Origin of the sequence: Microvirga guangxiensis (genome assembly GCF_900102135.1) — a bacterium.
Classification (GTDB): domain Bacteria; phylum Pseudomonadota; class Alphaproteobacteria; order Rhizobiales; family Beijerinckiaceae; genus Microvirga; species Microvirga guangxiensis.
This window is the reverse complement of the sequence record NZ_FMVJ01000007.1, coordinates 202,685-228,593: the sequence shown is the minus strand read 5'-3', so window position 1 is coordinate 228,593 and position 25,909 is coordinate 202,685. Positions and strand designations below refer to the sequence as shown.

Below are 25,909 nucleotides of genomic sequence, written 5' to 3'. Positions count from 1 at the left end.
GCTTCTTCGAAAGTTCAAAGCGTCTTAGAACCAAAGCGCGCGGGTGTCACGCCCGACCGCTGCGGGAGTGCCCTCTACAAGAGGATTTACCGGTAGGGGTAGCAGCGGGCTCGGTCGAGGGTAAGGCCGAAATGCGCGCCCAGCGCCTCGATGGCTCCCTCGTGCTCGGGATAAGGATCGCGGTTCTCCGGGCCCACGATGATGATCCGGAAGGCCGGGTCGGGTTTCCCTCCGGGCGGCAGCATCGCTGTCGCCAGGGCATTGCCCTCCGCATCACGCAAGGTCAGGAAAAGCGGCATGACGCGCTGGACATGAGCCTTGAGGCCGATGTTCTGCTCGATGAAGGACGACGAGCTCGATTGATAGCCACATGTGGCTGCATCCCACGCCTGTCGAAAATGCTTCTCGACCGCATGCTTCATCACATCCGTTTCCAGCGCGGCCTCGCCCTCGGTCTCGATCCGAAACCAAGTCTTCCCGCCCGGAGCATCGCAGACATATTGCATGCCCATCAACGCTGGAATGTGAATGAAGGTGCCGCCTCCGGGGAGGCCTCTCACACCCAGCGGTGATTGCGCCCTTCGATCACCAGCACCCTGCCCTGCCAGATATCCATGCTGGCGGCCTGACGTGAATTGACACCGCAGCAGAGCGCGAGGAAGGCGCGGGCAACGCCGCCATGGGCGACAATGACCGTGTCCCGGGTAATGTCCTCGATGACAGGATGGATGCGGTCCACGAGCATGGCATAGCTCTCGCCGCCCGGAGGGATGTAGTTCCATTTGTCGCGCTCGCGGAGCGCAGCGAGCTGGGGCTCGGCCTTGCGGACTTCCTTCCAAGTCATCCCTTCCCAAGCACCGAACGTGATCTCCACCAGGCGCTCGTCCAGCTTGTAGCCTTCAGGATGGAGGCCGATGGCTCCCCGCAGGATCTCCATGGTCTCGCGGGTACGCAGCATCGGGCTCGCCATATAGGCGAGGTCTTCATAATGCGGGGCAACGGACTGGAGACGGCGGCCCGCTTCCTCGGCCTGCACGCGGCCGAGATCGTTGAGCGGGATGTCCTTCTGACCCTGGAGGCGGCCTTCCAGATTCCAGTCCGTCTCGCCGTGGCGGATGAAATAGATCTTCGGGCGAGACGGGTTCATGGAACTGATGATTACTCTTTGTCGAGGGAGAGGTCGGGTGCTTCCGGGTTCTTCATGCCGACGACGTGGTAGCCGGCGTCGACATGCATGATCTCGCCGGTCATGCCGCGGGCCATGTCGGAGACGAGGAACGCCGCGCTTTCGCCGACCTCCTCGATGGTGACCGTGCGGCGCAGCGGCGAGTTATACTCGTTCCACTTGAGGATGTAGCGGAAGTCGCCGATGCCGGAAGCGGCCAGCGTCTTGATCGGGCCTGCCGAAATCGCGTTGACGCGGATGTTCTTGGGGCCGAGGTCGGCTGCGAGATAGCGCACCGACGCCTCGAGAGCGGCCTTGGCGACGCCCATGACATTGTAGTGGGGCATCCACTTCTCGGCGCCGTAATAGGTGAGCGTCAGCATCGAGCCGCCGTCGGTCATCACCTTCTCGGCGCGCTGGGCGATGGCCGTGAAGGAATAGCAGGAGATCAGCAGCGACTTGGAGAAGTTGCCCTCCGTGGTATCCACGTAGCGGCCGGTCAGCTCGTCCTTGTCGGAGAAGGCGATGCAGTGGATCACGAAGTCGATGGAGCCCCAAACGCGCTTCACTTCCTCGAACACCGCATCGATGGTGGCGCCGTCCGTCACGTCGCAATGGCCGACGACGATGGCATCGAGTTCCTTTGCGAGGGGTTCGACACGCTTCTTGAGGGCATCGCCCTGATACGTGAAAGCGAGCTCGGCGCCCTGCTGGCGAGCAGCCTGCGCAATGCCCCAGGCGATCGAACGGTTGTTCGCCACGCCCATCACCAAGCCACGCTTACCGGCCAGGATGCCGGTGGCCTTTGTCTCCGCCATGATTCACCTAGATCGTCGCTGGACACTTGAAAAAGAGCGGCTTCTTTAGCCGAGAGCACCGGCGTGGGGAAGCCCTCTTGGGCCTGAGAGGCCCAATCCAGGCGTTATATCGTGAATTTTTGCTATTCTGCCTTAGCGGAACGCTGCTTCCGGGCGTAATCCATCAGGCTCTCGTCCACGATCTGCGGAAGCTTGATCTCTACCGTCACCAGAAGGTCGCCGAAGTCTCCGCCCTTCATGGGAAGCCCCTTGCCGCGCAGCCGGAAGGTCCGGCCGGAATCGGTCATGGGCGGGATATTCATGCTCACCGCACCGGTCAGGGTGGGAATGCGGACGGAACCGCCGAGAATGGCTTCCTCGATCTGGATCGGCAGGCGCGAACGGAGGTTTGCTCCCTCCATGGTGAAGCGCTCATGGGGGGCGATCCTGATGGTGAGCAGCGCATCGCCCGGGTCCACGCCCGGAGCGCCCTGCCCCTGTCCGCGCAGGCGGATCACCTGCCCGTCGCTGACGCCCTTGGGAATGACCACGTCGAGATCGCGCCCGGTGGGAAGGCGGACCCGCTTCTTGGCTTCGGCCGCCACTTCTTCCAGAGTCACGGTGAGCGTGGCAGCCACATCCTCACCCTTCTGGGGTTGAGCCCGGCTCTGCTGTCGCTGACGCATGCCTTCCGCTCCGGCCGAGCGGAACGCCTCGCCGAAAAGTTCGGAGAAGAAATCGTTCGTGTCGCCTCCCGAGAAGCCGCGCGCGCGGCGTCCGCCGAAGCCGAAGCCTTCATAGCCCTGAGCACCCGCGCCCCGTCCGCCGAAGCCACCTCCAAAGCCCTCGAAGCCCTGGAAGCGCGGCTTGCCTTCGGCATCTATCTCGCCCCGGTCGAACTGCCCGCGCTTGTCGGCATCGCCCAGGATCTCGTAGGCGGCATTGATCTCGGCGAATTTGTCCTTGGTTTTCGGATCGTTCTTGTTGCTGTCGGGATGATAGGTCTTGGCCAGCTTGCGGAACGCCTTCTTGATCTCCGCTTCGCTCGCGGAGCGGGATACGCCTAGAACGTCGTAGGGGTTTCGCATGTTGGATAATCCATGAACCGTCGGATTAGGGCAGAACTGCCCTACGGAATTCAAGGGTTCATATGGGTGAAGTGTTGCCGCTTTGCAACGAGTTGATGGCGGCAGCCTAAGCTTTGGCGATCTTCTTGGCCGTTTTAGCCGGCGACTTATCCGGCTTCGCTCCGGCCCCTGCCGGCTTTACCTCCTTGATCGCCCATTCCTCGCCGGACAGGCGGCAGGCAGTGCCCTGGAGGGAGGCTGAGGCAGGACCGCTGAGCTGGGCGTTGAAGGCGCGGCAGATCTCGTCGTTCTTCACGAACGGCGCTCCGGCAGGGGTGAAGCTGCCCTTCATGGAGGTTTCGGGGTTGTCCCATGAGACCTGGGTGCCGGGCCCCTGAGGATCGAGGGCGACCGCGAGGGCAGCCTTCGCCCGGCGCCAATCCTCCTCGTCGAGATCGGCTGACAGGGGGGCAACCGCTTGCGGAGCAGCATCGGTCGGGGCAATCGCGCCCGTGGATTTGGGCTCATCGTCGCCCATGCCCATCATGCCGAGGGAAAAGCTGCAGGCGGACGTCGACAGGGCGATCAATCCCGCAGCCAGAATTTTCCCGGCTTCGCGCAGGAATGCATCTGATCTATAACGGCGCGGATTGGTCCACGGCACGCGTTGGATCCCCCTTAAGATCGAAAAGTCACACGACGAGATAAAACATTGAACCCGTTAACAACCGGTGACTTCACCGAGTCGGAAGAGCCCTTCGTCCTGTTTCAGTCCTGGCTGAAGGAGGCGGAAGCCTCCGAGCCGAACGACCCGAACGCCATGGCGCTCGCCACCGTCGACGAGACCGGCCTGCCCAACGTTCGCATGGTGCTGCTGAAGGGGTTCGATGAGAACGGCTTCGTGTTCTACACGAACACGGAATCGAACAAGGGCCGCGAACTTCTCGGCCAGCAGAAGGCCGCCATCGTGCTCCACTGGAAGAGCCTGCGCCGTCAGGTTCGCGCCCGCGGACCAGTAACCATGGTGAGCGACGAGGAAGCCGACGCCTACTTCCAGAGCCGCCCCCGGGACAGCCGCATCGGCGCCTGGGCAAGCCAGCAATCGCGCCCTCTGGAGAGCCGCTTCGCGCTGGAGAAGGCTGTTGCGGTCAACACCGCGAAATACGCCGTCGGCGAAGTGCCGCGCCCTCCCTACTGGACCGGCTTCCGCATCGCGCCGGTCTCCATCGAGTTCTGGCAGGACAAGCCCTTCCGGCTCCACGACCGCGTCGTCTTTACCCGCGACGGCGATGGCTGGCGGAAAGTCCGTCTTTATCCATAGGACTTGCCGTGCCGATGAGATAAGGGTCCGCCTTCCTCTCTAGAGATTGATGAAATGTCCTCCTCGTCCAACACCTCCCGCCGCATCATGCTGCTCACCGGCGCCAGCCGCGGGATCGGGCATGCCACGGTGAAGCGCTTCTCCGCCGCCGGCTGGCGGGTGATCACCTGCTCGCGCCACGGTTTCCCGGAGAACTGCCCATGGGAGATGGGTCCTGAGGATCACCTGCAGGTCGATCTCGCCGATGGCGAGGACACCGTCCGCGCCATCGCCGAGGTCAAGGAGCGGCTTGCAGCCGAAGGCGGCTGCCTACACGCGCTGGTCAATAATGCGGGCATTTCTCCGAAGGGCCCCGGCGGCTCGAGGCTGGATGCCATCCATACCTCCCATGATGATTGGCTGCGGGTGTTCCAGGTGAACTTCTTCGCCTCGATCATGCTCGCCCGCGGCCTTCAGGACGAGCTCACCCGCGCCAAGGGCTCGGTGGTGAACGTCACCTCCATCGCCGGCTCGCGCGTCCATCCCTTCGCGGGCGCGGCCTATGCCACCTCGAAGGCGGCGCTTGCCGCTCTCACCCGCGAGATGGCGGCCGATTTCGGGCCTCTCGGGGTTCGCGTGAACGCCATCTCCCCCGGCGAGATCGACACCTCGATCCTTTCCCCCGGCACGGAGAAGATCGTCGAGCAGCTCCCCATGCGCCGTCTCGGCACGCCGGACGAGGTGGCGAAAGCCATCTACTTCCTGTGCACCGAAGCGAGCTCCTACGTGACCGGCGCGGAGCTGCACATCAACGGCGGGCAGCACGTTTAAGAACTGCTGTCATCCCGGGGCTGCGGAGCAGAACCCGGGATCGTTTTCAGGATAGAGCGCCATTCTCGTCTTGCGATCCCGGATCGGCTGCGCCGTCCGGGATGACACGTTCAATCGATCGCTCAAGCCGCCTGTGCAGGCCACGGTCCCACATAGCGGGATTGCGGGCGAATGATGCGGCCTACACTCTCCTGCTCGAGAGCGTGGGCCACCCAGCCTGCCGTCCGCCCTGCCGCAAAGAGCGGGGTGAAGCCCTCACGCGGCACGCCCAGCGCGTCCAGCAGGATCGCCGTGTAGAACTCCACATTGGTGTCGAGACGGCGGCCGGGCTTGCGGCGCTGGAGCACGTTCAGGGCCGTTTGCTCGACGGCTTCCGCAAAGGCGATGCGGTTGTTGTTCCCCTTCAGGCGCGCGGCCGCGGCTTTCAGCACATCCGCGCGTGGATCGCGCACGCGATAGATGCGGTGGCCGAAGCCCATGAGACGCTCGCCCCGCGCCATGGCGTCATCGAGCCAGGAATCCGCATTTCCGATCGTGCCGATGGCATCGAGCATGTCGAGCACCGGTCCGGGAGCGCCGCCATGGAGCGGCCCTTTCAGGGCGCACAATCCGGCGACCACGGAGGAAAGCAGCCCTGCCTCAGTGGAGGCCACCACGCGGGCGGTGAAAGTGGACGCGTTGAGGCCGTGGTCGATCACCGTCACGAGATAGGTATCGAGCCCCATCGCGCGGGCCTCATCGACGGGTGCGTCCTTGATCATGCGCAGAAGATCCGCCGCGTGACCGGCGGATGCATCAGGCTCGACCGGGCCCAAACCTTTCGCGCCCCGGATCGCCATGGCTGCGGCGACCGCCGAGGCTCCGACCGCAAGGGAGGCAGGGTCTTCATCGGAATCCGGCAGGGCCGAAAGCAACAGGCGCATGCCTTCCACAGGCGACAGGCCGGAGAGACTCCTGGCCAGCGGCGAGAGATAGCGGAACGCCCTTTCCCGCGCCTCGCCGAAGAGCGCGCCTGGATCGGAGACGTCCGGCACCAGCCCGTCCCACAGCATTGCCGTCGTATCCTCGAAGGACATGCGGCCTGCCAGTTCCTCGAGATCGTGCCCGCGGATGATGAGACGGCCCGCCTCGCCATCCACGTGGCTCAGGATCGTCTCAGCGGCAATGACGTCATCAAGTCCGATGCTCATGGAAAACTCCTTGTCTGCCAGGAGAGTTGGTCCGGCTTGCAGAACCGTCAATCTTGAATCAACATATCAATATATGAGTGTTGAACTGACCTCGGCAGAAGAAGCCTCCGCCCGCCTCGGGATCAGCCGGGCGAGCCTCTACGCCTATGTGAGCCGAGGCCTGATCCGCTCGTTCTCTTCGCCCCACGATCCGCGCCAACGGCTCTACGCCCGAGACGACGTCGAAGCTCTGATTGAACGAAAAGCCCGCTTCCGCCGCCCGACCGCCGCAGCAGCAACGGCCCTTGATTGGGGCCTGCCGGTGCTCGAGACGAGAATCACGCAGATCAAGGGCGGACAGCTGCTCTACCGCGGGCACGATGCCGTCGCGTGGGCCAGGTCAGCGTCCTTAGAAGACACTGCGCGCCTGCTGATCGGCGGCCTGGACGCAGAGGCATTTCGCCTGCCTTCCATCATTCCGGAGAATCTGCCGGGCCCTGCGGAGGGCCTCCACGCCTACGTCACCAATGCCCTGCGCCTTCTCTCGGAGCCTGCACCAAAGGAGATGCGATCCGTGGAAATCGCGACGATCCTGCGTCTCATGGCTGCGGCAGGCAGCGGCACCAGCCCTGGAGCGGAACCGCTCCACGAGCACCTGGCCCGCGCCTGGAAGGTGCCTCGGGCCGCTGCTCCCATCCGCCGGTCCCTCGTCCTGTGCGCTGATCACGAGCTCAGCTCTTCCGCCTTCGCGGTCAGGGTGACGGCCTCGACCGGTGCATCCCTACGCAACGCCATCATCGCCGGGCTCGCGGCCTTGAGCGGACCCTATCATGGCGGCATGACCGAGCGGGTGCGGACCTATCTGGAGGCTCCCGGCAAGGCCCCTGCTCCGAGCTTTCAGCACAAGCTCTACCCCGAAGGCGATCCCCGCGCGGCGGCAATCCTCGAAGGTATTCCTCTGCTTTCCTCCGATGCAACGACCCTGCGAGCCATCGAAGCCGCCGGCGGAAAGCCCAGCATCGACACCGCCCTCGTGATGCTGGAAAGAGCCTATGGACTCCCGCGCGGCGCGGCCTTTACGCTCTTTGCTGTTGGACGTACGGCCGGGTGGCTCGCCCATGCCATCGAGCAGCGCAGCCAGGCCCGGCTTATCAGACCCCGTGCCCTGTATGTTGTTGGCGAGGAGCCATCGCCTTCATGACCAGCGACCGCTTCTATCCCTCCCGTCCCATTCTCGCTGCCTCGGTCGCGGTGATCCGCGACGAGCGGATCTTGCTTGCCGCCCGCGGCAAGCCGCCGAGCGAGGGGCTTTACTCCCTGCCCGGCGGCATGGTGGAGACCGGCGAGCTTCTGGGCGAAGCGGCTTTACGGGAATTACGTGAGGAGGTTGGCGTCGAGGCGGAGCTCATCGGCCTGATCGCTCCCGTCGAATTCATTGAAAGGGATGAGAAAGGCCATATAAAGCACCATGTCGTCATCGCCGCCCACGCAGCACGCTGGGTTTCCGGCGAACCCCAGACAGGACCGGAAGCAAAGGACATCCGTTGGGTTACGGAACGGGACATCGCCGATCTGCCCATGACAGCGGGGCTTACCGGAATTCTGGAGCAGGCTTTCAGGATCGCCCGCGAGGATTCGCGCCTATGAAGCGTACCGCTGTTCTGCTCACCGTTCTGGCGATGCTGCCGGCCTCTTTCCAGCCCGCGGGCGCACAGGGCTTCTTCGAGCGCCTCTTCGGCCCGCCGCGCGACCCGAACGCGCCGCAACAGGCTCCCCAACCGCAATACAGGCCACAGCCGCAATATCGGCAGCAGCCCCAACAGCGACGGCAGCAGCAGACACCGCCGCGCCAAGGGGCGCCGCAACAGCAGCAACAGGCCGAGCCCGCTCCCGTGGTCGAGCCGCCTCCAGCGCCGTATGAGAAGGAGCTGCTGCGTCTTGCCGAAATCATGGGCGCGCTCGCCATGCTGCGCCCTCTCTGCACCGCGCCTGACGCCGGCGAGTGGAGCCGGCGCATGCAGATCCTCATCGACACGGAGGGCACGACCCCGGGCCGCAAGGAGCGCCTGGCCGGAGCCTACAACAAGGGCTATCAGGCCTATGCCCTCACCTACCGCGTCTGCACGGCATCGGCCCAGGAGGCTTCGGCCCGCTTCATTCAAGAAGGTGAGCAGCTCGCTCGCAATATCACCGGACGTTATGGCGGCTGATTGACTGCCTTCCTGCTTTCTCTGCCTCACGCTGAGGGTTTTGCTCAGTTCTCATCCTGAGGAGGACGCGTGAGCGACCGTCTCGAAGGATGGTTCAGTGTGCTCTGGATCCTCCTTCGAGACGCAGCCTCACGGGTGCTCCTCAGGATGAGGGCGAAAGTCCTTATCCACATTTATCGAGGCAGCCCCTCTCGCGTTAACCTCTTTGCAAGGTGATGCTGGCGATGGGACGGCGCGATGTCCTAAAGTCGAATCAACCGAACCCGCGCGCCGCCCCTTCAAAGGGGCCAGGATTCATGAACGATAACGACGTCCCCCTCACCGAGCTGCCCGAACTCAGCGCCATCAAGCAGGCTGCCCTGAGCTATGTGACCGAGGCTTTTGCCGAGGCCGAGCTCGATGGGCTCGATGCCGATTGCATGGCCCAGGCCGCGCTCTTCGCCGCCTTCACGGAGCTCGTCACCACCTATGGCGAGGACGCAGTGGCCGAGTATGCCGCCACGCTCGCCGACAAGATCCGCAGCGGTGCGTTCTCGATGGCGGTTTCGCTGAAGCATTAAGCTGTTAGGCTACCTCCGCATCCAGGGTAGTTGCGCGTAGCCTCTATAACCGTGAGCAGTGCTGGTATCTTGCCGGCTTTTAGTGCAGCGGAAGCATGTGCACTGCTGTTGAGTATGGACGAAAGTATACCTTATTACATTTAAATTTCACGCTCTCATAAATCGACATTGGCCGGAACTGCCGACATGCTGATAGATGAAGCTGCCTATAGAGAATGCTTTGAGGACTACAAGATCACTGACTGCGTGGTCCGTTCCAGCCTGATGTTGTACTTCGTCCTTGTTGCGGATGACCCCCATTTTCTCCCTGCCGATCTCGACATGGAGGAGGACACCTCCCTATCGGATGCCGAACGCCCAACCCGCATAGTGTCCTGCTATTTGGATGAGCCTGCCGACAAACGCTGGGGCTACGCAACCTATAAAGGATATCAGGGACTCTATGCTGGAGCATCTCGGGAACCCTTAGGCCAGTTCGTCGGCGTCGATATGGACGGCAAGGTTCTCTCTATCGGGAGTGGCTTCAAGGGATTCGAGAACCCAATCCCAGGCAGCAGGCATGGGCCTCTGCGTGGCGTGGTGACAAAGGTGAAGACGATTGGCGGCCTCACACACATATCTACAGGATACCGAGGGCTAGCCTGCCGCGAAAATATGAACCAGTGGCGTTCCCTCTGCTCAAATCTCGAGTTCCAGCCTGATCCTGATGAAACGAGCGCTCTCTATGGCTTTGAGGATTTTGATGCGTTCGATACCGGAGAATTCTACTGTATCGGCGGGAAAGGCGATGTCTGGCGCTTCGATGGAAACCGTTGGCAGCAACTCGGCTTTCCGAACAAGGACTATCTAGAAGCAGTCTGCTGTGGTGGTGACGGTTACGTATACCTCTCTGATGCAAGCGGAGGCGTCTGGAAGGGCCGCATGGATCGGTGGGTTCAGATCCATGAGAGCACTTGGATGCCCGCCCGTTTCAAGGACATGGTCTGGTTTCAGGATCGAGTTTACAGCACATCAGAAGAAGGCATTCTTCATGAAATCATCGATGACGTTGTTCATGTTTGCGATCTCCCTCTGGAAATCAGCAATTGTGCCGAAAACCTTTCCGTTGGCGATGGAGTGATGTTGATGGCAGGCTTAGGCGGTGCGGCTTATCATGACGGGAAAGAGTGGAGATCCTTGGTCAATAGATCCGCTTTTTAGGATCGCATGCTCATGCAAGAACGACAAACCCTGTAGTCATAACTGAAGAGCATCAGCCTATTTCGCGCAGCGTCTCCTCGAACCGCACCACCTCGCCCTGCGAGGCTGTCTCAAGAGACCCGTCCCACATCACCACGTTGCCGCGTACGATGGTGCCGATGGGCCAGCCGGTGACCTTCTTGCCGTCATAAGGCGTCCACTGTGACTTCGAGGCGATCCAGTCGTTGGTGATGGTCTCGGTGCGCTTCAGATCGACAATTGTGAAATCCGCATCGTAGCCAACGGCGATGCGGCCTTTCCTGGCGATGCCGAAGAGGCGCTTGGGGCCTGCGCTCGTCATGTCGACGAAGCGCTCGAGGGTGAGCCTGCTCGCATTCACGTGGTCGAGCATGATGGGGACGAGCGTCTGCACGCCGGTCATGCCCGACGGCGTGTTGGGATAGGTCTTGTCCTTCTCCTCGCGCGTATGTGGCGCATGGTCGGAGCCGAGAATGTCGGCGACGCCTTCATCGAGCCCCTGCCAGATCGCGGCGCGATGATGTTCGTCACGCACGGGCGGGTTCATCTGGATGTAGGTGCCGAGGCGTTCGTAATCCTCAGGGCCCGCAAGCGTCAGGTGATGCGGCGTGACTTCGACGGAGACGAGATCCTTGTAATCCTTCAGCAGCGCCATCTCCTCCGCCGTGGTGATATGGAGCACGTGGATGCGCGCGCCGGTCTCACGGGAGATGCGCACGAGGCGCTGCGTGCAGGTGAGCGCCACTTCCGCCGAGCGCCAGACAGGATGGGAGCGCGGATCGTTCTCGACGCGCAGGTCTTTTCGCGCGCGCAGCATCGCTTCGTCTTCAGAGTGGAATGCAGCGCGGCGGCGCGTTTTGCGCAGGATGTTGGCGATGCCCTCGTCATCCTCGACGAGCAACGAACCGGTAGACGAGCCCATGAACACCTTGATGCCGGCGGCACCCGGCAGGCGCTCAAGTTCCGCAACGTCCTTGGTGTTCTCATGCGTTCCGCCGACCCAGAACGCGAAGTCGCAATGCATGCGGTGATGGCCTCGCCGCACCTTGTCGGCGAGCGCCTCGGGCGTCGTCGTCTGCGGGTCCGTGTTCGGCATCTCGAAGACCGCCGTGACGCCGCCCATGACGGCAGCGCGGGAACCTGTTTCCAGATCCTCCTTGTGATCGAGGCCAGGCTCGCGGAAGTGCACCTGCGTGTCGATGACTCCGGGCAGGATGTGCAGGCCGCGACAATCGATCTCGCGGCCGGCGGAGGCCTGCGAGAGGTCGCCGATGGCGGCAATGACGCCGCCTCGAATACCGACGTCACGCTCCACGCGTCCGTCGTGATTCACGACGATGCCGCCTTTCAGGATCAGGTCGAAGGTTTGGGGCATGGCGATCTCATCCCTTGAGGCTCGAGCAAAGGGGGCATATGTCACGCTCTGAGTGTTGAACAACTGGAGCGGGACATGCCGTCAGTCCATTTAGCCGACCGGGGCGTGGTAAGGGTTTCGGGCGAGGACGCCAAGAGTTTTCTCGACGGCCTCATTACCTGCGATCTGGACCGGGTCTCTCCGCAAGCCGCGCGGCTCGGTGCCCTGCTCACGCCACAGGGCAAGATCCTGTTCGATTTCCTCGTGTTCCAGGCACCTGACGAGATTGGCGGCGGGTACTATCTCGACACCTTCAAGGTCTTTATTCCCGATCTCGCCAAGCGGCTGAGCTTCTACAAGCTCCGGGCCAAGGCCACGATCGAGGATATGTCCGAGGCCATGGCGGTTGTGGCAGGCTGGGACGAAGCCAAGCCTGACGATGAAGTCGGCCTCGTCACGGAAGACCCTCGCCTGTCTGCCCTCGGCTGGCGCGCGATTGTCGCCGCCCAGGACGTGGCGGAGTTCGCCAAGGCCCCCCCGGAAGCCTATCATGCTCACCGCATCGCCCTCGGCGTGCCGGAGGGTGGGCGCGACTTTCTGTTCGGGGATGCCTTCCCGCACGAAGCGCTCATGGACCAGCTGCACGGGGTCGATTTCGATAAGGGCTGCTATGTAGGCCAGGAGGTGGTGTCGCGCATGCAGCACCGGGGAACGGCGCGCACACGCATCGTTCCGGCGGTTTATGAAGGCGGCTTTGCCGCCGATGTAGGCGTCGACGTGACAGCGGGCGAGAAGATCCTGGGAAAGACCGGCAGCGGCATGGAAGGCAGGGGCCTCATCATGATCCGCCTTGACCGCGCCGCCGATGCCCTGGCCTCCGGCCATCCCATCCTTGCAGGCGGTATCCCCGTTCAACTGACGAAGCCTGACTGGGTAAACTTTTCTTACCCCGGGGAAGGTGATAACCAATCGTCGGGAAAGCCGGCCTAGGAGCCAATTCCAAGGAACCCGGATAAGCGAAATGGCGTTAGCCGCGAACAGATCTCCTACGTGCCGAAAGTCATGCGCGAGGAAATCTTCTCAAGGGTCTCTCGATGATTGCTGTTCAAGTGCACGAGACGGCGCCCGATAAGGAACGTTTTCAGCTCCTTGTCGACTCCGTCACGGACTATGCCATCTACATGCTCGATCCGAGCGGCATCATCGCAAGCTGGAATTCCGGAGCCCAGCGTTTTAAAGGTTATATCGAAAGCGAAGTCCTCGGCGAGCATTTCTCACGCTTCTATACGGAAGAAGACCGCGCAAGCGGCCTGCCCCAGCGCGCGCTGGATACGGCACGGCGCGAAGGAAAGTTCGAAGCTGAAGGCTGGCGCGTTCGCAAGGACGGCACGCATTTCTGGGCCCATGTGGTGATCGATCCGATCATCGACGGCCAAGGCAATCTCATCGGCTTCGCCAAGATCACCCGCGACCTCACCGAGCGCCGCAAGGCGGAAGAAGCGCTCCGCGAAAGCGAGCGGCGTTTTCGCCTGCTGGTGCAGGGCGTCACCGATTACGCCATCTACATGCTCGATCCGGAAGGCCACATCTCGAACTGGAATCCGGGTGCGCAGCGCATCAAGGGCTACACCGAGGACGAGGTCAGGGGCCAGCACTTCTCGCGCTTCTATACCGAGGAAGATCGCGCAAGAGGCCTGCCGAAGCGCGCCCTGGAGATTGCACGACGCGAAGGCCGCTTCGATGCCGAGGGCTGGCGCGTGCGTAAGGATGGCACCCGGTTCTGGGCAAGCGTCGTCATCGATGCGATCTATGACGACGATAAGCAGCTGATCGGCTTCGCCAAGATCACGCGCGACATCACCGAACGCCGTAATGCGCAGGAAGCGTTGGAGCAGGCGCAGGCTGCCCTGTTCCAGGCGCAGAAGATGGAGACCGTCGGGCAGTTGACCGGTGGCATCGCGCATGACTTCAACAATCTTCTGACGATCATCGTCAACAGCCTCGACCTTCTGACCCGCAACGTGTCCGGCCCCCGCGAGACACGTCTTATCGAAGGTGCGCAGCGCGCCGCGCAACGAGGCGCACAGCTCACCCAGCAACTGCTGGCCTTCTCGCGCCGGCAGCCTCTTCAGCCGGCCCGGCACAATCCGAATAGCCTCATCGAAGGTTTCGAGACCGTTCTGCGCCGCGCCTGCGGGGAATTGGTGAGAATGTCGCTCGCCCTGCCCTCTCATGTGAGCGCGATCAATGTGGATGGCGCTCAATTCGAGGCTGCGCTCCTCAATCTCGTGGTGAATGCCCGCGACGCCATGCCGGATGGCGGCGAACTGATGATCACCGTTGCAGAGGCTATGGTGAACGACAAGCGCTCAGCTATCTGGAACATTCCCGCCGGCCCCTATGTCGTGCTGACGGTTCAGGACACAGGCATCGGCATGACGAAGGAAGTGGCCGAGCGCGTTTTCGAACCGTTCTTCACCACCAAGGAAATCGGCAAGGGAACGGGCCTCGGCCTGAGCCAGGTCTACGGCTTCATCACGCAGTCGGGGGGACATATCGAAGTCGGCAGCGAGCCCGGAAAGGGCACGACGATCACCATGCTGCTTCCAGCCCATGGCGATGGACAGGATCCTCGCGAGGAGCCCTCCTCAGAGACGGTCAGGCCTGCGCGCGACACCGCTGGAACCGTTCTCATCGTCGAAGACGAACCTGCCGTTCTGGATGTTGCGACGGAAATTTTCGAGAGCCTCGGCTACGATGTGCTGACCGCGACGGACGCGATCCAAGCCATCGGCGTGCTCGAGCAGAACACGCCAATCGATGTTCTGTTCAGCGACGTCATCATGCCTAATGGCATGAATGGCGTCGAGCTCTCCCGCAAGGCGCGCGAGTTGCGGCCCGGCATCAAGGTTCTGCTGGCCTCCGGCTATCCCATGTCGGCGCTGCCCTCGGAAGGCTTCGACGAAGGCGTGTCCTTCATCAGCAAGCCCTATCGCTGGACTGAGCTGTCCGACAAGCTGCGGGCGCTGCGGATCGGCTCCTGAGAACCGATCCGTTTCGCTGATGGACGGAATTTCGTTTTTTCATTGGCCTCGCCCTGAGACTTGGGATTAGCATTCCCGTTACATCGAAACGGGAATGCCATGTATCAGCCTCCGCACTTTCGCGAGGACCGCCTGGAGGTCCAGCACGCCCTCATCAAGTCTCATCCGCTTGGGCTTCTGGTGACCTGTGGGACTTCGGGCCTTATCGCCAACCCCCTTCCCTTCGCATTGGATGAGACGGCATCGCCCTACGGCACCCTGCGGGCGCATCTCTCCCGCGCCAATCCGCAATGGCGCGACTTCGATCCCGCTCAGGAGGTCCTCGTCGTCTTCCAGGGTACGGAAACCTACATCACTCCGTCCTGGTACGAGGCCAAGCGCGAGCACGGCAAGGTGGTGCCGACCTGGAACTATGCCATCGTTCAGGCCTATGGACACATGCGGGTGATGGACGACCCACAATGGCTTCTGCACCAGGTCGCGGCCATGACCTCGGCCCAGGAAGCGGTGCGGCAAGAGCCATGGTCGGTGAGCGATGCGCCCGCCGATTTTCTGGCCGCGCAGCTCAAAGGCATCGTGGGCGTGGAGATCGAGATCACCCGGATCGAGGGCAAGTGGAAGGTGAGCCAGAACAAGCCGGAGACGGACCGGCGCGGCGTTGCCCAGGGCTTACGAGGCTCGGGCGATGAGGCTTCACTCCGCATGGCCGATCTTGTCGACAACCGGGGAGCCTGATGCGGATCACCGCCTGCGATGACCAATCGCTCGATTCATGGATCAGGCTTCGGCGTGAGCTATGGCCGGATACCGCCTTGTCCGACCACGCCCTGGAGGCAGAAGACATGCTCAAGGATCCGGGACAGGCCATCGCCTTCCTCGCCCGGAATACCGACGGCACCGCCCTTGCCTTTGCGGAAGCGGCGCTGCGCCATGATTACGTGAATGGCTGCACCACGTCTCCGGTCGCCTTCCTCGAGGGGATCTACGTCAGTCCGGAGTATCGGAAGCAAGGCATCGCCCGCCTTCTGTGCGGGGCCGTGGAGGAATGGGCCCGAAGCCTCGGCTGCACGGAACTGGCCTCCGATGTGGAACTCCACAATAGTCGCTCTCAATCCATGCATCTCGCCATCGGCTTCGAGGAGACCGAGAGGGTCGTGTATTACCGGAAGTCCCTGCAGCCTCAGGGCTGAATTCAGCCTTCAGCCGATCTTCCCGTTTTCATCGAAGGCCGCTACACCTTGCCCATGACCGACGGACTGATCCTACACCCCGACAACAAGCACCGCTGCTGGTGGCCCGGCACGGATCCCTTCTATGTCGCCTACCACGACAACGAATGGGGCGTGCCCGAATTCGACGATAGAGCGCTCTTCGAGAAACTCATTCTCGACGGCTTCCAGGCGGGCCTGTCTTGGATCACGATCCTGCGGAAGCGCGAGAACTTCCGGACGGCTTTTGCCGGTTTCGATCCAGCCGTGATCGCGCGTTTCGACCAATCGCATGTGGAGGCGTTGATGCTCGACAAGGGCATCGTGCGCAACCGCGCCAAGATCGAAGCGACGATTGCAGGCGCACGCGCATGGCTTGCCATTCAGGAGCGCGGCGGCTTCTCGAATTTCCTCTGGAACTTCGTGGATGGTCGTCCTGTCCAGAACAACCTGATCAGCCGCAGCGACGTGCCGGCGGAAACGGATGTATCGAAGCGCATCTCGAAGGCGCTGCGCGCCGAAGGCTTCAACTTCGTCGGCCCCACCATCGTCTATGCCTTCATGCAGGCCGTGGGAATGGTGAACGATCATCTCGTCGGCTGCCACCGCCACGCGGAATGCGCCGCCATCGCCGAGAAGCTCTGATGGCGAAAGAACCCCGCGTCTGGCAGCGGATGCTCTCGGGCCGCCGCCTCAACCTGCTCGATCCTTCCCCTCTCGATGTGGAGCTAGACGACATCGCGCATGGCCTCGCGCGCGTTGCGCGCTGGAACGGACAGACTATCGGCGGGCATATCTTTTCCGTCGCGCAGCACTCTTTGCTCGTCGAAGCGATTGCCAACCAACTCGATCCCGAAATGCCACGCGCCACACACCTCGCGGTGCTGCTGCACGATGCGCCGGAATATGTGATCGGCGACATCATCTCGCCTTTCAAGGCCGTCATCGGCGACGCGTACAAGAAGATCGAAGCAGGCTTGCTCGGCGCGATCCATCTGCACTTCGGATTGCCTGCAGCCCCAAGCGCTGCGTTGAAGCGCTTCATCAAGCAGGCTGACAGGCAGGCCGCGTTTCTGGAAGCGACTCATCTCGCAGGTTTCGGACGCGAGGAAGCGATCAAGTTCTTCGGGCGTCCCGAACCGTTGCCGCGCAGCGTTTACCCACTTCTTGAGCCTTGGCCGGTAGCAGAGGCTGAGAAGCGTTTTCGCGAACGTGTTCTCGAATTCATGTCTTAAGACAAAATCCATGCCCACTCTTCACGTCTGCTCCCTCTCCCGCCTGAACGAGACGATTGCCGCTGTCGGCCCGAGCCATGTGGTAAGCCTCATCGGGACCGGCGCGAAGGTGGAGCGCCCCGCCTCCATCGCCCCGGATCGTCATCTGACCATCAGCGTGAACGACATCGTGGAGCCGATGGAGGGCTATGTTCTGGCGGGCCCCGAGCACATGGAGCGATTGCTTGCCTTCGTGAGCGCCTGGGATCGTGCAAGCCCCCTGCTCTTCCATTGCTGGGCCGGCATCAGCCGCTCGACGGCGGCGGCCTATATCGCCGCCTGCGCCTTGGCACCGGAGCGCGACGAAGCCGAACTCGCCCATCTTCTGCGCGAAGCCGCACCTTCGGCTACGCCCAATGCGCACTTCGTAGCGCTTGCCGACGATATCCTGCAACGCCAAGGCCGCATGGTTGAAGCCATTCGCGCCATCGGCCGGGGGGCGGAGGCTATGGAGGGCACGCCCTTCATGTTACAGCTTAACAAGGGCTCACCCGATTCCACCGTTCGGAAGCTGCCCTGATTTCCATTCTGAAGGGCTTCCTCGTGGACGACGTGCTGTTTGGCCTTGGCATTCTTCTGGCGCTTCTGGTTGCTGTCGCCTCTCCCATCATCGCTCTCTTCGGCCTGATCTTCGCGATCCGGGCACGCCGCGAGGTTCAACACCTTCAACTGCGCCTGAACCGCCTCGAGTCGGAGATGCGCCCGGCTCAAAGGCCCAGCGACGACCTTGCCGCCGAAGAGGCTGCCTTTACGGAGGTTGAAGTCGCCGAGCCTGTGGAAGCAACGCCACCTGAATCTGAGGCCTCCAAGCCGACCTCCGTTCCGCCGATCCCTGCTGCCGCGGCTCAACCGGTTCCGCCCCGCCAGGGCTTCGAGGAAAAGCTCGGCTCCCGGTGGGCTGTCTGGGTGGGCGGCGTAGCGCTCGCTCTCGGCGGCATCTTTCTCGTGCGCTATTCCATCGAGCAGAATCTGCTCACGCCGCAGACACGCATCATTCTCGGCATTCTCTTCGCGCTCGCCCTCATCGGCGCGGGTGAATGGATGCGCCGTCGCGAGAGCCGCTTCGGCCTGCTCGGCATTCCCAGCGCCAACATCCCGAGCATTCTGACCGCCGCCGGCACCTGCACCGCCTTCGCCTCGGCCTATGCCGCTTATGCGCTCTATGGCCTGATCGGCCCCGGCATGACCTTCGTGCTGCTTGGGCTCATTGCGATACTCGCCATGATCGCCTCGACACTTCATGGCCCGGCACTCGCAGCACTCGGCCTTCTCGGCGCCATGGGCAGCCCATTCCTTGTGTCGTCGGACAGGCCGCAGCCCTGGGCGTTGGTGATCTATCTCGCCTTCGTCGTTCTGCCCGCCTTCGGCGTCGCGAGGCTCCGGCTGTGGCGCTGGCTCGCGCTGGCGGCCTCTACGGGCGCACTGCCTTGGACGGCGCCGATCTTCTTCATCGATGGATCGAACGTGCTGCCCGCCATGGCGCATCTGGCGCTCCAAGCAGGGCTTGCCGCATTCTTCCTCGCGGTCGATCCCTATCGCCATGTCGCGGACGACGAGGCACGCATCGACAAGGCCGCGAGCGTGGTTCTCTTTGCATTCGCTTTTGCAGGAATCGTCGTAGCGAGTTCCGTCTATACTGGCGGCGGACGGCCCGTCTTCGTGACCGCCATGGCCCTGATCCTGCTGGGCGCAGGCCTGCGCATCGCCAATGTCTCGACAGCAGCGGCGAGCAGCGCCGCGCTTGCGGCGGGAACTCTTCTGGCCTGGCCCCTCGCCTCCGATATCGGGGATGCTCCGGAAAGCCTGTTCTTCCAGAGCGGCGACGCCTTTGCGCTTCGCCCCTATGCCCTCAATACTTATCTCGCCCTGGCCGCCCTTCTGCCTCTGCTGATCGCGGGTGCGTCCCTGCTCCGGCTGGCGCGCTCGCGCGGCCTGAACATCTCCGTTGCTGCATGGTACGCCGCCGCAGCGAGCGCCGGGCCATTGCTTGCCCTGATCGCCGCCTATTGGCGCGTGACTGAGTTCGAGCGCAGCCTCTCCTTCGCCATCGTCGCAGGCATTGTGGCCCTTGCTTTCGTCCTCGCCTCGCAATGGCTCATGCGCCTTCGCACAACGGATGAGGATCCTGCTATCCGCCTTGGCCTCGGCGCGACCGCTTCGGCAGCCTTGGGAGCTCTGGCTCTCGGCCTGACCTTTGCACTCGAGAAGGGAATGCTGACGGTCGCCTTCGCGCTTGCGGCTCTCGGCACCGCGTGGGTTGCTCACCGTATCGCTATTCCCGCCTTGCGCTATGCCGTGGGCGTGATCGGCTTGACCGTGCTCGGACGCCTGATCTGGGATCCCACGATCGTGGGCGGCGATCCGGGACCGGTCATTTTCAACTGGCTTCTCTGGGGCTACGGCATTCCCGCCATCTCGTTCTGGTGGGCGAGCCGCCTCCTGGAACGCAGCGGCCGCGACCGCACCGTCCAGCTCACGGAAAGCCTCGCCATCGTCTTCGCGGCCTTTCTGGTTTTCTTCGAAATCCGCCATGCCCTTCATGCGGGCAATCCGCTGGCAGCGGATTTCAGCCTCCTGGAGGCCGGTCTTTTTGCGACACAAAGCCTTGTCTTCGCAATTGTTCTCACGCGCATGGATTTCCGGAGAGCCGATCCGGTCTATCGCTGGGGTTCGCTGATCTTCAAGGTGGCTTCGTTCGGCGTGTGCGCCATCGGGTTGATCGTGATCGAGAACCCTCTTCTGACCAATGACAGGGTTACGGGCGGGATGATCTTCAACAGCCTGATCCCGGCCTATCTCCTGCCCTCGATCCTAGCCGGCATTCTGGCCTATGTGGAGAGGGGCGTCCGTCCCCCTTACTTCGCCCTCGCCTCTGGGATCCTGAGCCTCGTCCTGCAATGGGCCTATGTAGCGCTGGAGATCCGCCGCATCTTCCAGGGCCCGAATCTGGGCTTTTTCTGGCGCGGGTTCGCTCAAGGCGAGCAATGGAGCTATTCGGTCGCCCTCCTCGTCATCGGCATTGCACTCCTTGGCTATGGTCTCCTCCGCGACAGTCGCTTTGCGCGCATCGCCTCGGCGGTCTATCTTGTGCTCGCCGTTATGAAGGTGTTCATCGTCGACTTGTCCAATTTGGAAGGCGTGATGCGGGCCTTGTCATTTATTGGCCTTGGGCTTGTTCTCATCGGCATCGGCCTCGTTTATCAGAGGTTTCTCGTCCGCCGGCCGGGCAACGCCGCAATCTCGTGAGAAACGCGGCATAACAACGAAATTTTCAAGCGGATAGCTGCATGACCGACACCACTTCCATCAAGACCCTCCCCTTCGAGAAGGCCCTGGCCGAGCTGGAGGAAATCGTGCGCCGCCTCGAGCGTGGCGACGTGCCCCTCGAGGATTCCATTGCCATCTACGAGCGCGGAGAGGCCCTGAAGAAGCATTGCGAGCAGCTTCTGAAGAAGGCCGAAGCCCGAATCGAAAAGATCACCATCGGCCCGGATGGAGCCGCTTCCGGCACTGCTCCGCTGGATGTGGGCGAATAAGTCACAGGGATAACAACCGGATCCGGGGTCACTTTGTCCACAGCCCTCCTCGATACCATCAAGATCCCGGAAGACCTCCGGCGGCTCCCTGAGAGCCAGCTGAGGCAGATTGCTGACGAGCTCCGCACCGAGACCATCAGCGCCGTCTCCGTCACGGGCGGGCATCTGGGCGCGGGCCTTGGCGTGGTCGAACTGACAGTGGCGCTCCATTACGTGTTCGACACACCCCGCGACCGGCTGATCTGGGACGTGGGACATCAAGCCTATCCCCACAAGATCCTCACCGGCCGCCGCGACCGCATCCGCACCTTACGTCAAGCCGGTGGCCTTTCAGGCTTCACCAAGCGCGCGGAGAGTGAATACGACCCCTTCGGCGCGGCCCATACCTCCACCTCGATCTCGGCAGGCCTCGGCATGGCCGTGGCGCGGGATCTGGAGGGCAAGGCCAACAATGTGATCGCCGTCATCGGCGACGGCGCCATGTCCGCGGGCATGGCCTACGAGGCCATGAATAACGCGGGCGCCATGCATTCCCGCCTGATCGTGATCCTCAACGACAACGACATGTCGATTGCGCCGCCCACCGGCGCCATGTCGTCCTACCTCGCGCGCCTCGTGTCCGGTGGTGCCTATCGCAGCATCCGCGAAGCCGCCAAGCAGCTCGCGAAAAAGCTGCCGAAGTTTTTCTACGAGAAGGCGCAGCGAGCCGAGGAATATGCCCGCGGGTTCTGGACCGGTGGCACCATGTTCGAGGAACTCGGCTTCTACTATGTCGGCCCCATCGATGGCCACAACCTCGACCACCTTCTGCCGATCCTGAAGAACGTGCGCGATTCCGAGACGGGGCCGATCCTCGTTCACGTGGTCACACAGAAGGGCAAGGGCTACGCGCCTGCGGAAGCTGCCGCCGACAAGTATCACGGTGTCGTCACCTTCGATGTGGTGACGGGCGCGCAGGCAAAACCGAAGGCCAACGCCCCTTCCTACACCAAGGTGTTCGGCGAGAGCCTGATCCGGGAAGCGCAAGCCGACGACAAGATCGTGGCCATCACGGCGGCGATGCCTTCCGGCACGGGCGTCGATCTTTTCGGCAAGGAATTCCCTGCCCGCACCTTCGATGTGGGCATTGCCGAGCAGCATGCGGTGACGTTTGCCGCAGGCCTGGCGACGGAAGGCTTCAAGCCGTTCTGCGCGATCTATTCCACCTTCCTGCAGCGCGCCTACGATCAGGTGGTGCACGACGTGTCGCTTCAGAATCTGCCTGTGCGCTTCGCAATCGACCGCGCTGGTCTTGTGGGCGCGGACGGCCCGACCCATGCAGGCTCCTTCGACATCGCCTATCTCGGCACCCTGCCGAACATGGTGGTGATGGCGGCTGCCGATGAGGCGGAGCTGATGCACATGGTCGCCACCGCCGCGGCCTACAACGACGGCCCCATCGCCTTCCGGTATCCTCGCGGCGAAGGCGTTGGCGTAGACCTTCCAGGTAAAGGCGTGCCGCTTCCGATCGGCAAGGGCCGCCTTGTCAAACAAGGCAATCGCATCGCGATCCTCTCGCTCGGTACGCGCCTTGCAGAGGCGCTGAAGGCTGCGGAAGATCTGGAGGCTCGCGGGTTGTCCACCACCGTCGCCGACGCGCGCTTCGCCAAGCCGCTCGATGAGGAGATGATCCTTGCCCTCGCTCGCGAGCACGAGGTTCTCGTCACCGTCGAGGAAGGCTGCATCGGCGGCTTCGGCTCCTTCGTATTACAACTGCTTTCGGACAAAGGCGCGCTCGACCGAGGCACGCTGAAAGTGCGCTCCATGGTTCTGCCCGACATGTACCAGGACCATGACAAACCCGAGCGGCTTTATGCCGAAGCCGGACTGGATGCAGCCGGAATCGTGACGAAGGTATTCGAGGCTCTGGGCCAGGAAGAGATCCGCGAAGTGCGCGCCTGATCCCGCACGGTCATGGCCGGGACGAGCCCGGCCATTCAGGTCACCTGAAACGCGAAACCCGACGCCGTATCACCGATGGCAATGGTAATCGCCGGTTTTACGGTTGTTGTGACATCCATCCTTGTTCAGGCCGCCCGGATGACCCAGGGCAGCGGTGGCAACAAGAGATGCAAGAAGTCCAGCAAACAGTGCTTTCATGTAGGCCCCCAAACATGCCGTTCTGGCACCCACACACTCTTGCAACTCAAGATAGTGATTCGCAATACAGCATCTATAGATTGCAGGAGTCCTTGCCTTTGGGCTGCCAAGGGCCTGAAAGCCGACGGTGAGCCAGCCTCGACTGGCTGCTAGATCGTCAGAGTCCCCGCTTTCGCGGCGGCATAGCGTTCGCCGATCCGGTTCCAGTCGAGCACGTTCCACCAGGCCTTGAGGTATTCGGGACGGCGGTTCTGGTACTTGAGGTAATAAGCGTGCTCCCACACGTCGTTGCCCATCAGAACCCGCGCTCCATCCATGAGCGGCGTATCTTGGTTTGGCTTAGTCACCAGGGCGAGCTTGCCGTCGCGGCTCACCGTCACGAATACCCAGCCTGAGCCGAACTGCTTCTCGCCTGCCGTGTTGAAGTCGGCCTGGAACTTCTGGAAGCCGCCGAGATCGCGGTCGATGGCGCTCTTGATCTCCCCTGAGGGCTCACCGCCCGATCCGCCCATGATCTGCCAGAACATGGTGTGATTGGCGTGCCCTCCGCCATTGTTGCGGATGGCGGTTCTCACTGTTTCCGGCATCTCGCCGAGCTTCGCCAGCATCTCATGGAGCGGCATGCGGGCCAGTTCTCCGTTCTGGCTCAAGGCGGCGTTCAGGTTGTTGACGTAGGCCGCATGGTGCTTTCCATGGTGAAGTTCCATGGTCTGGGCGTCGATATGAGGCTCGTTCTTGGACGGGGCATATGGCAGAGGATCGAGCTTGAAGGGGCCGGAAGGCGCTTGCGCCCAAGCGCGAGGAATGGCAGCGCTGGCGGCAAGTAACGTTGCACCGGTCAGAAGGTGGCGGCGGCTGAGCATGGGGGCTCCGTTGGGTCTGGTGAATGGTCAAACGGATACGTTCTCCGACAGGTGCCGGTTCCGAGCCTGAAAGGATTGTGAAGTCACATGAGGTTGAAGCATCCATGACCCGCAAGCGTGCCGATGTGGTGCTCGTCGAGCGTGGCTTCTTCCTAAGCCGCGCCCGGGCGCAGGAAGCCATTGCGGCTGGCCTTGTGACCGCGAACGGCGCGGTCATCCGCAAAGCCTCTGAGACGATGCCGGACGACGCAGTCATCGCCGCCGAGCAGCCGCATCCTTACGTCTCCCGCGGCGGCGTGAAGCTAGCAGCCGCGCTCGATGCCTTCGCCATCGATCCCAAGGGCTGCATATGTCTCGATATCGGTGCGTCCACTGGCGGCTTCACGGAAGTGCTTCTGCTGCGGGATGCGAAGCACGTCTACGCAGTGGACGTCGGCCATTCGCAGCTTCACCCGAAGGTAGCGAACGATCCTCGCGTGACCAATCTCGAAGGCACGGATGCCCGCTCGCTCAACTCTGAAATCGTATCGGAGCCTGCCGATCTTCTTGTATCGGATGTGAGCTTCATCTCATTGAAGCTCGTACTGCCCACTTCCGTCGCCCTGCTGAAGCCGCAAGCAAAGCTGGCGGTTCTCGTGAAGCCACAATTCGAGGCAGGACGCGACAACGTGAAGAAGGGCATCGTTCGCGATGAAGCCGTACACCGTGCGGTGTGCGAGGATATCCGAACCTTCATCGCATCACTTGGATTTACAGTCGATGGCATCGTCCCTTCCCCCATCGAAGGCGGGGACGGCAATCGAGAGTTTTTGTTGGGAGCCCACCGTGGCTGAGCAAGTTGTGATCAAGCGCCTCGGCGCGAAAGCCGATGGGATTGCGGATACCGCCACCGGTCCCATCTTCGTGCCGAAGGTGTTGCCGGGTGAGACCGTCACCATCGAGCGCGATGGCTCGCGCGCCGATCTCATCGGCGTCGATGTGGCCTCGCCTGAACGCGAGGTACCGTTCTGCCCCTATTTCGATGAATGCGGCGGCTGCGCGACCCAGCACATGAAGCACGGCTTCTATCAGAGCTGGAAGCAGGAGACGCTTGCGCACACCTTGCGGCAGGCGCGCATCGAGGCTCCCATCGAACCGCTGATCGATGCCCATGGCGAGGGCCGCCGCCGCGTGACGCTGCATGTGCGCTTTCCCGACCGGGCCATGCATGTGGGCTACATGGCGGCACGCAGCCACAAGATCGTCGAGATCGGCTTCTGCCCCATCGCCGAGCCTCCTTTGAAGGAGCAGGCTCCTGGCATCGCCCGCGCCATCGGCGAACATCTGAAGGCTGCGCGGAAACCACTCGATATCCAGATCACGAACACCCAAACAGGCTTTGACGTGGATGTGCGAGGGCACGGACCGTTGAAGGATACGGATCGCCTCAGCCTGATCGACCTCGCGCAAAAGCTCGATCTCTCACGCCTGTCGATCCATGGCGATGCGATTGTCGAGCGCCGCCCACCGGCAATCATCATGGGGCGCGCTTCGGTCGTGCCTCCTGCGGGCTCCTTTCTGCAAGCGACGCGCCTCGGTGAGGAAACACTTGCGCGCCTCGTGACCGAAGCCTGCGAGCGGTCCAAGCGTATCGCGGATCTCTTTTCAGGCTCTGGCCCCTTCGCGTTGCGCCTCGCGGAAAAATCCGAGGTTCATGCCGTCGAATATGATCAGGGCTCGATGACGGCCCTCGACAAGGCATTTCGCGCGACACCCGGCCTTCGCCGGATTACGACCGAAGCGCGGGACCTCTTCCGTCGGCCGCTTCTGTCACCGGAGCTCAACGCATTCGATGCCGTTGTGCTCGACCCGCCGCGCGCGGGCGCTGAAGCGCAAGCCAAGCAGCTTGCGGTTTCGAAGGTGCCGCTCGTGGTGAGCGTTTCCTGCGATGCCGCCACCTTCGCGCGCGATGCTGCGATCCTGATGAGCAGCGGTTATCGCCTGGAGCGCGTGATCCCGGTGGATCAGTTCAAACACTCGCCGCATCTGGAAGTCGTCGGCATTCTGCGCCGCGAGGTGGCGAAAACGCTGTCGCGCCGCAGATAACAAGTACCGCTTCACGCTTCATTCTCAAGCGAACTCTCGGCGGCTTCCAGGTGGGACAGTGAAGAGACAGTTGGACAAGGCGGGCTTTG

Annotated in this window: 28 protein-coding genes; 19 read left to right on the top strand and 9 right to left on the bottom strand. The window is 62.5% G+C overall.

Annotated features, from left to right (window positions below):
* Nucleotides 1-86 precede the first annotated feature (86 nt).
* From BLP10_RS13965 to BLP10_RS13945, 5 genes are all read right to left on the bottom strand, one after another.
* On the bottom strand, nt 87-506 hold the full coding sequence (locus tag BLP10_RS13965; protein ID WP_091135624.1) for a hypothetical protein: 420 nt from the start codon (nt 504-506) through the stop codon (nt 87-89).
* 50 nt (nt 507-556) lie between these two features.
* A complete protein-coding gene (locus BLP10_RS13960; protein ID WP_091135476.1) occupies nt 557-1,147 on the bottom strand; it encodes a histidine phosphatase family protein in 591 nt (196 codons plus the stop codon).
* 11 nt (nt 1,148-1,158) lie between these two features.
* Complete coding sequence (gene fabI / locus BLP10_RS13955; RefSeq protein WP_091135474.1) at nt 1,159-1,983, bottom strand: enoyl-ACP reductase FabI; 825 nt, start codon at nt 1,981-1,983, stop codon at nt 1,159-1,161.
* Between the two features lie 122 nt (nt 1,984-2,105).
* The gene (locus tag BLP10_RS13950) at nt 2,106-3,050 is read right to left on the bottom strand and encodes a DnaJ C-terminal domain-containing protein (RefSeq protein WP_091135472.1); all 945 of its coding nucleotides are present in this window, start codon (nt 3,048-3,050) and stop codon (nt 2,106-2,108) included.
* 106 nt (nt 3,051-3,156) lie between these two features.
* On the bottom strand, nt 3,157-3,693 hold the full coding sequence (locus BLP10_RS13945; RefSeq protein ID WP_244510531.1) for an RT0821/Lpp0805 family surface protein: 537 nt from the start codon (nt 3,691-3,693) through the stop codon (nt 3,157-3,159).
* 48 nt (nt 3,694-3,741) lie between these two features.
* Between BLP10_RS13945 and pdxH the strand changes: the two genes are divergently transcribed.
* Both pdxH and BLP10_RS13935 read left to right on the top strand, forming a co-directional pair.
* Nucleotides 3,742-4,350, top strand: coding sequence for a pyridoxamine 5'-phosphate oxidase (gene pdxH, locus BLP10_RS13940; protein ID WP_091135471.1), 609 nt, complete (start codon nt 3,742-3,744; stop codon nt 4,348-4,350).
* Between the two features lie 87 nt (nt 4,351-4,437).
* Nucleotides 4,438-5,160 carry an SDR family NAD(P)-dependent oxidoreductase gene (locus BLP10_RS13935; protein ID WP_091135616.1) on the top strand — a complete coding sequence of 241 codons (723 nt, stop codon included), beginning with the start codon at nt 4,438-4,440 and terminating at the stop codon, nt 5,158-5,160.
* Nucleotides 5,161-5,282: 122 nt separating this feature from the next.
* Here the strand turns inward: BLP10_RS13935 and BLP10_RS13930 are convergent, their stop codons facing one another.
* Nucleotides 5,283-6,350 (bottom strand): citrate synthase/methylcitrate synthase, encoded by a 1,068-nt coding sequence (locus BLP10_RS13930; protein WP_091135610.1) that lies wholly within the window; start codon nt 6,348-6,350, stop codon nt 5,283-5,285.
* A gap of 73 nt (nt 6,351-6,423) precedes the next feature.
* Here BLP10_RS13930 and BLP10_RS13925 point away from each other — a divergent pair, with 73 nt between their 5' ends.
* The 5 genes from BLP10_RS13925 (at nt 6,424) to BLP10_RS13905 (ending at nt 10,299) form a co-directional block, all read left to right on the top strand.
* The gene (locus tag BLP10_RS13925; RefSeq protein ID WP_091135469.1) at nt 6,424-7,530 is read left to right on the top strand and encodes a citrate synthase family protein; all 1,107 of its coding nucleotides are present in this window, start codon (nt 6,424-6,426) and stop codon (nt 7,528-7,530) included.
* Nucleotides 7,527-7,976: an NUDIX hydrolase gene (locus BLP10_RS13920; RefSeq protein WP_091135467.1), complete on the top strand. Its 450-nt coding sequence runs from the start codon at nt 7,527-7,529 to the stop codon at nt 7,974-7,976. The genes BLP10_RS13925 and BLP10_RS13920 overlap by 4 nt, the downstream gene beginning before the upstream one ends.
* The gene (locus BLP10_RS13915) at nt 7,973-8,539 is read left to right on the top strand and encodes a TIGR02301 family protein (protein WP_244510529.1); all 567 of its coding nucleotides are present in this window, start codon (nt 7,973-7,975) and stop codon (nt 8,537-8,539) included. Before BLP10_RS13920 ends, BLP10_RS13915 begins: the two co-directional genes overlap by 4 nt.
* A 296-nt stretch (nt 8,540-8,835) precedes the next feature.
* Entirely contained in the window at nt 8,836-9,099 is a 264-nt protein-coding gene (locus tag BLP10_RS13910; RefSeq protein ID WP_091135465.1) for a hypothetical protein, read from the top strand.
* Nucleotides 9,100-9,285: 186 nt separating this feature from the next.
* Nucleotides 9,286-10,299 carry a hypothetical protein gene (locus BLP10_RS13905; RefSeq protein WP_091135463.1) on the top strand — a complete coding sequence of 338 codons (1,014 nt, stop codon included), beginning with the start codon at nt 9,286-9,288 and terminating at the stop codon, nt 10,297-10,299.
* A gap of 52 nt (nt 10,300-10,351) precedes the next feature.
* Here the strand turns inward: BLP10_RS13905 and BLP10_RS13900 are convergent, their stop codons facing one another.
* The gene (locus tag BLP10_RS13900) at nt 10,352-11,692 is read right to left on the bottom strand and encodes a dihydroorotase (protein WP_091135462.1); all 1,341 of its coding nucleotides are present in this window, start codon (nt 11,690-11,692) and stop codon (nt 10,352-10,354) included.
* Nucleotides 11,693-11,767: 75 nt separating this feature from the next.
* Between BLP10_RS13900 and ygfZ the strand changes: the two genes are divergently transcribed.
* The 10 genes from ygfZ (at nt 11,768) to dxs (ending at nt 22,674) form a co-directional block, all read left to right on the top strand.
* Nucleotides 11,768-12,661, top strand: a complete 894-nt coding sequence (gene ygfZ, locus BLP10_RS13895) for a CAF17-like 4Fe-4S cluster assembly/insertion protein YgfZ (RefSeq protein WP_091135460.1) — start codon at nt 11,768-11,770, stop codon at nt 12,659-12,661.
* A gap of 104 nt (nt 12,662-12,765) precedes the next feature.
* Nucleotides 12,766-14,715: a hybrid sensor histidine kinase/response regulator gene (locus BLP10_RS13890; protein ID WP_091135458.1), complete on the top strand. Its 1,950-nt coding sequence runs from the start codon at nt 12,766-12,768 to the stop codon at nt 14,713-14,715.
* A 99-nt stretch (nt 14,716-14,814) separates the two neighbouring features.
* Nucleotides 14,815-15,450 carry an FMN-binding negative transcriptional regulator gene (locus BLP10_RS13885; RefSeq protein WP_091135456.1) on the top strand — a complete coding sequence of 212 codons (636 nt, stop codon included), beginning with the start codon at nt 14,815-14,817 and terminating at the stop codon, nt 15,448-15,450.
* The gene (gene aac(6') / locus BLP10_RS13880) at nt 15,450-15,905 is read left to right on the top strand and encodes an aminoglycoside 6'-N-acetyltransferase (protein WP_091135453.1); all 456 of its coding nucleotides are present in this window, start codon (nt 15,450-15,452) and stop codon (nt 15,903-15,905) included. Before BLP10_RS13885 ends, aac(6') begins: the two co-directional genes overlap by 1 nt.
* A gap of 54 nt (nt 15,906-15,959) precedes the next feature.
* The gene (locus BLP10_RS13875; protein WP_091135451.1) at nt 15,960-16,568 is read left to right on the top strand and encodes a DNA-3-methyladenine glycosylase I; all 609 of its coding nucleotides are present in this window, start codon (nt 15,960-15,962) and stop codon (nt 16,566-16,568) included.
* A complete protein-coding gene (locus tag BLP10_RS13870; RefSeq protein ID WP_091135449.1) occupies nt 16,568-17,158 on the top strand; it encodes a YfbR-like 5'-deoxynucleotidase in 591 nt (196 codons plus the stop codon). The genes BLP10_RS13875 and BLP10_RS13870 overlap by 1 nt, the downstream gene beginning before the upstream one ends.
* 10 nt (nt 17,159-17,168) lie before the next feature.
* On the top strand, nt 17,169-17,717 hold the full coding sequence (locus BLP10_RS13865; RefSeq protein WP_091135447.1) for a tyrosine phosphatase family protein: 549 nt from the start codon (nt 17,169-17,171) through the stop codon (nt 17,715-17,717).
* 23 nt (nt 17,718-17,740) lie between these two features.
* Nucleotides 17,741-20,443: a DUF2339 domain-containing protein gene (locus tag BLP10_RS13860; protein WP_091135446.1), complete on the top strand. Its 2,703-nt coding sequence runs from the start codon at nt 17,741-17,743 to the stop codon at nt 20,441-20,443.
* Nucleotides 20,444-20,484: 41 nt separating this feature from the next.
* Nucleotides 20,485-20,733 carry an exodeoxyribonuclease VII small subunit gene (locus tag BLP10_RS13855; protein WP_091135444.1) on the top strand — a complete coding sequence of 83 codons (249 nt, stop codon included), beginning with the start codon at nt 20,485-20,487 and terminating at the stop codon, nt 20,731-20,733.
* Nucleotides 20,734-20,766: 33 nt separating this feature from the next.
* The gene (gene dxs, locus BLP10_RS13850) at nt 20,767-22,674 is read left to right on the top strand and encodes a 1-deoxy-D-xylulose-5-phosphate synthase (protein ID WP_091135441.1); all 1,908 of its coding nucleotides are present in this window, start codon (nt 20,767-20,769) and stop codon (nt 22,672-22,674) included.
* 69 nt (nt 22,675-22,743) lie between these two features.
* Here dxs and BLP10_RS13845 read toward each other — a convergent pair whose 3' ends face one another.
* Together BLP10_RS13845 and BLP10_RS13840 are read right to left on the bottom strand one after the other, a co-directional pair.
* Nucleotides 22,744-22,872, bottom strand: a complete 129-nt coding sequence (locus BLP10_RS13845; RefSeq protein ID WP_094078560.1) for a YHYH domain-containing protein — start codon at nt 22,870-22,872, stop codon at nt 22,744-22,746.
* A gap of 149 nt (nt 22,873-23,021) precedes the next feature.
* On the bottom strand, nt 23,022-23,735 hold the full coding sequence (locus tag BLP10_RS13840) for a superoxide dismutase (protein WP_091135439.1): 714 nt from the start codon (nt 23,733-23,735) through the stop codon (nt 23,022-23,024).
* A gap of 104 nt (nt 23,736-23,839) precedes the next feature.
* Here BLP10_RS13840 and BLP10_RS13835 point away from each other — a divergent pair, with 104 nt between their 5' ends.
* Entirely contained in the window at nt 23,840-24,568 is a 729-nt protein-coding gene (locus tag BLP10_RS13835; protein WP_091135438.1) for a TlyA family RNA methyltransferase, read from the top strand.
* Nucleotides 24,561-25,820 carry a class I SAM-dependent RNA methyltransferase gene (locus BLP10_RS13830; RefSeq protein WP_091135436.1) on the top strand — a complete coding sequence of 420 codons (1,260 nt, stop codon included), beginning with the start codon at nt 24,561-24,563 and terminating at the stop codon, nt 25,818-25,820. The genes BLP10_RS13835 and BLP10_RS13830 overlap by 8 nt, the downstream gene beginning before the upstream one ends.
* The last annotated feature ends 89 nt before the right edge of the window (nt 25,821-25,909 follow it).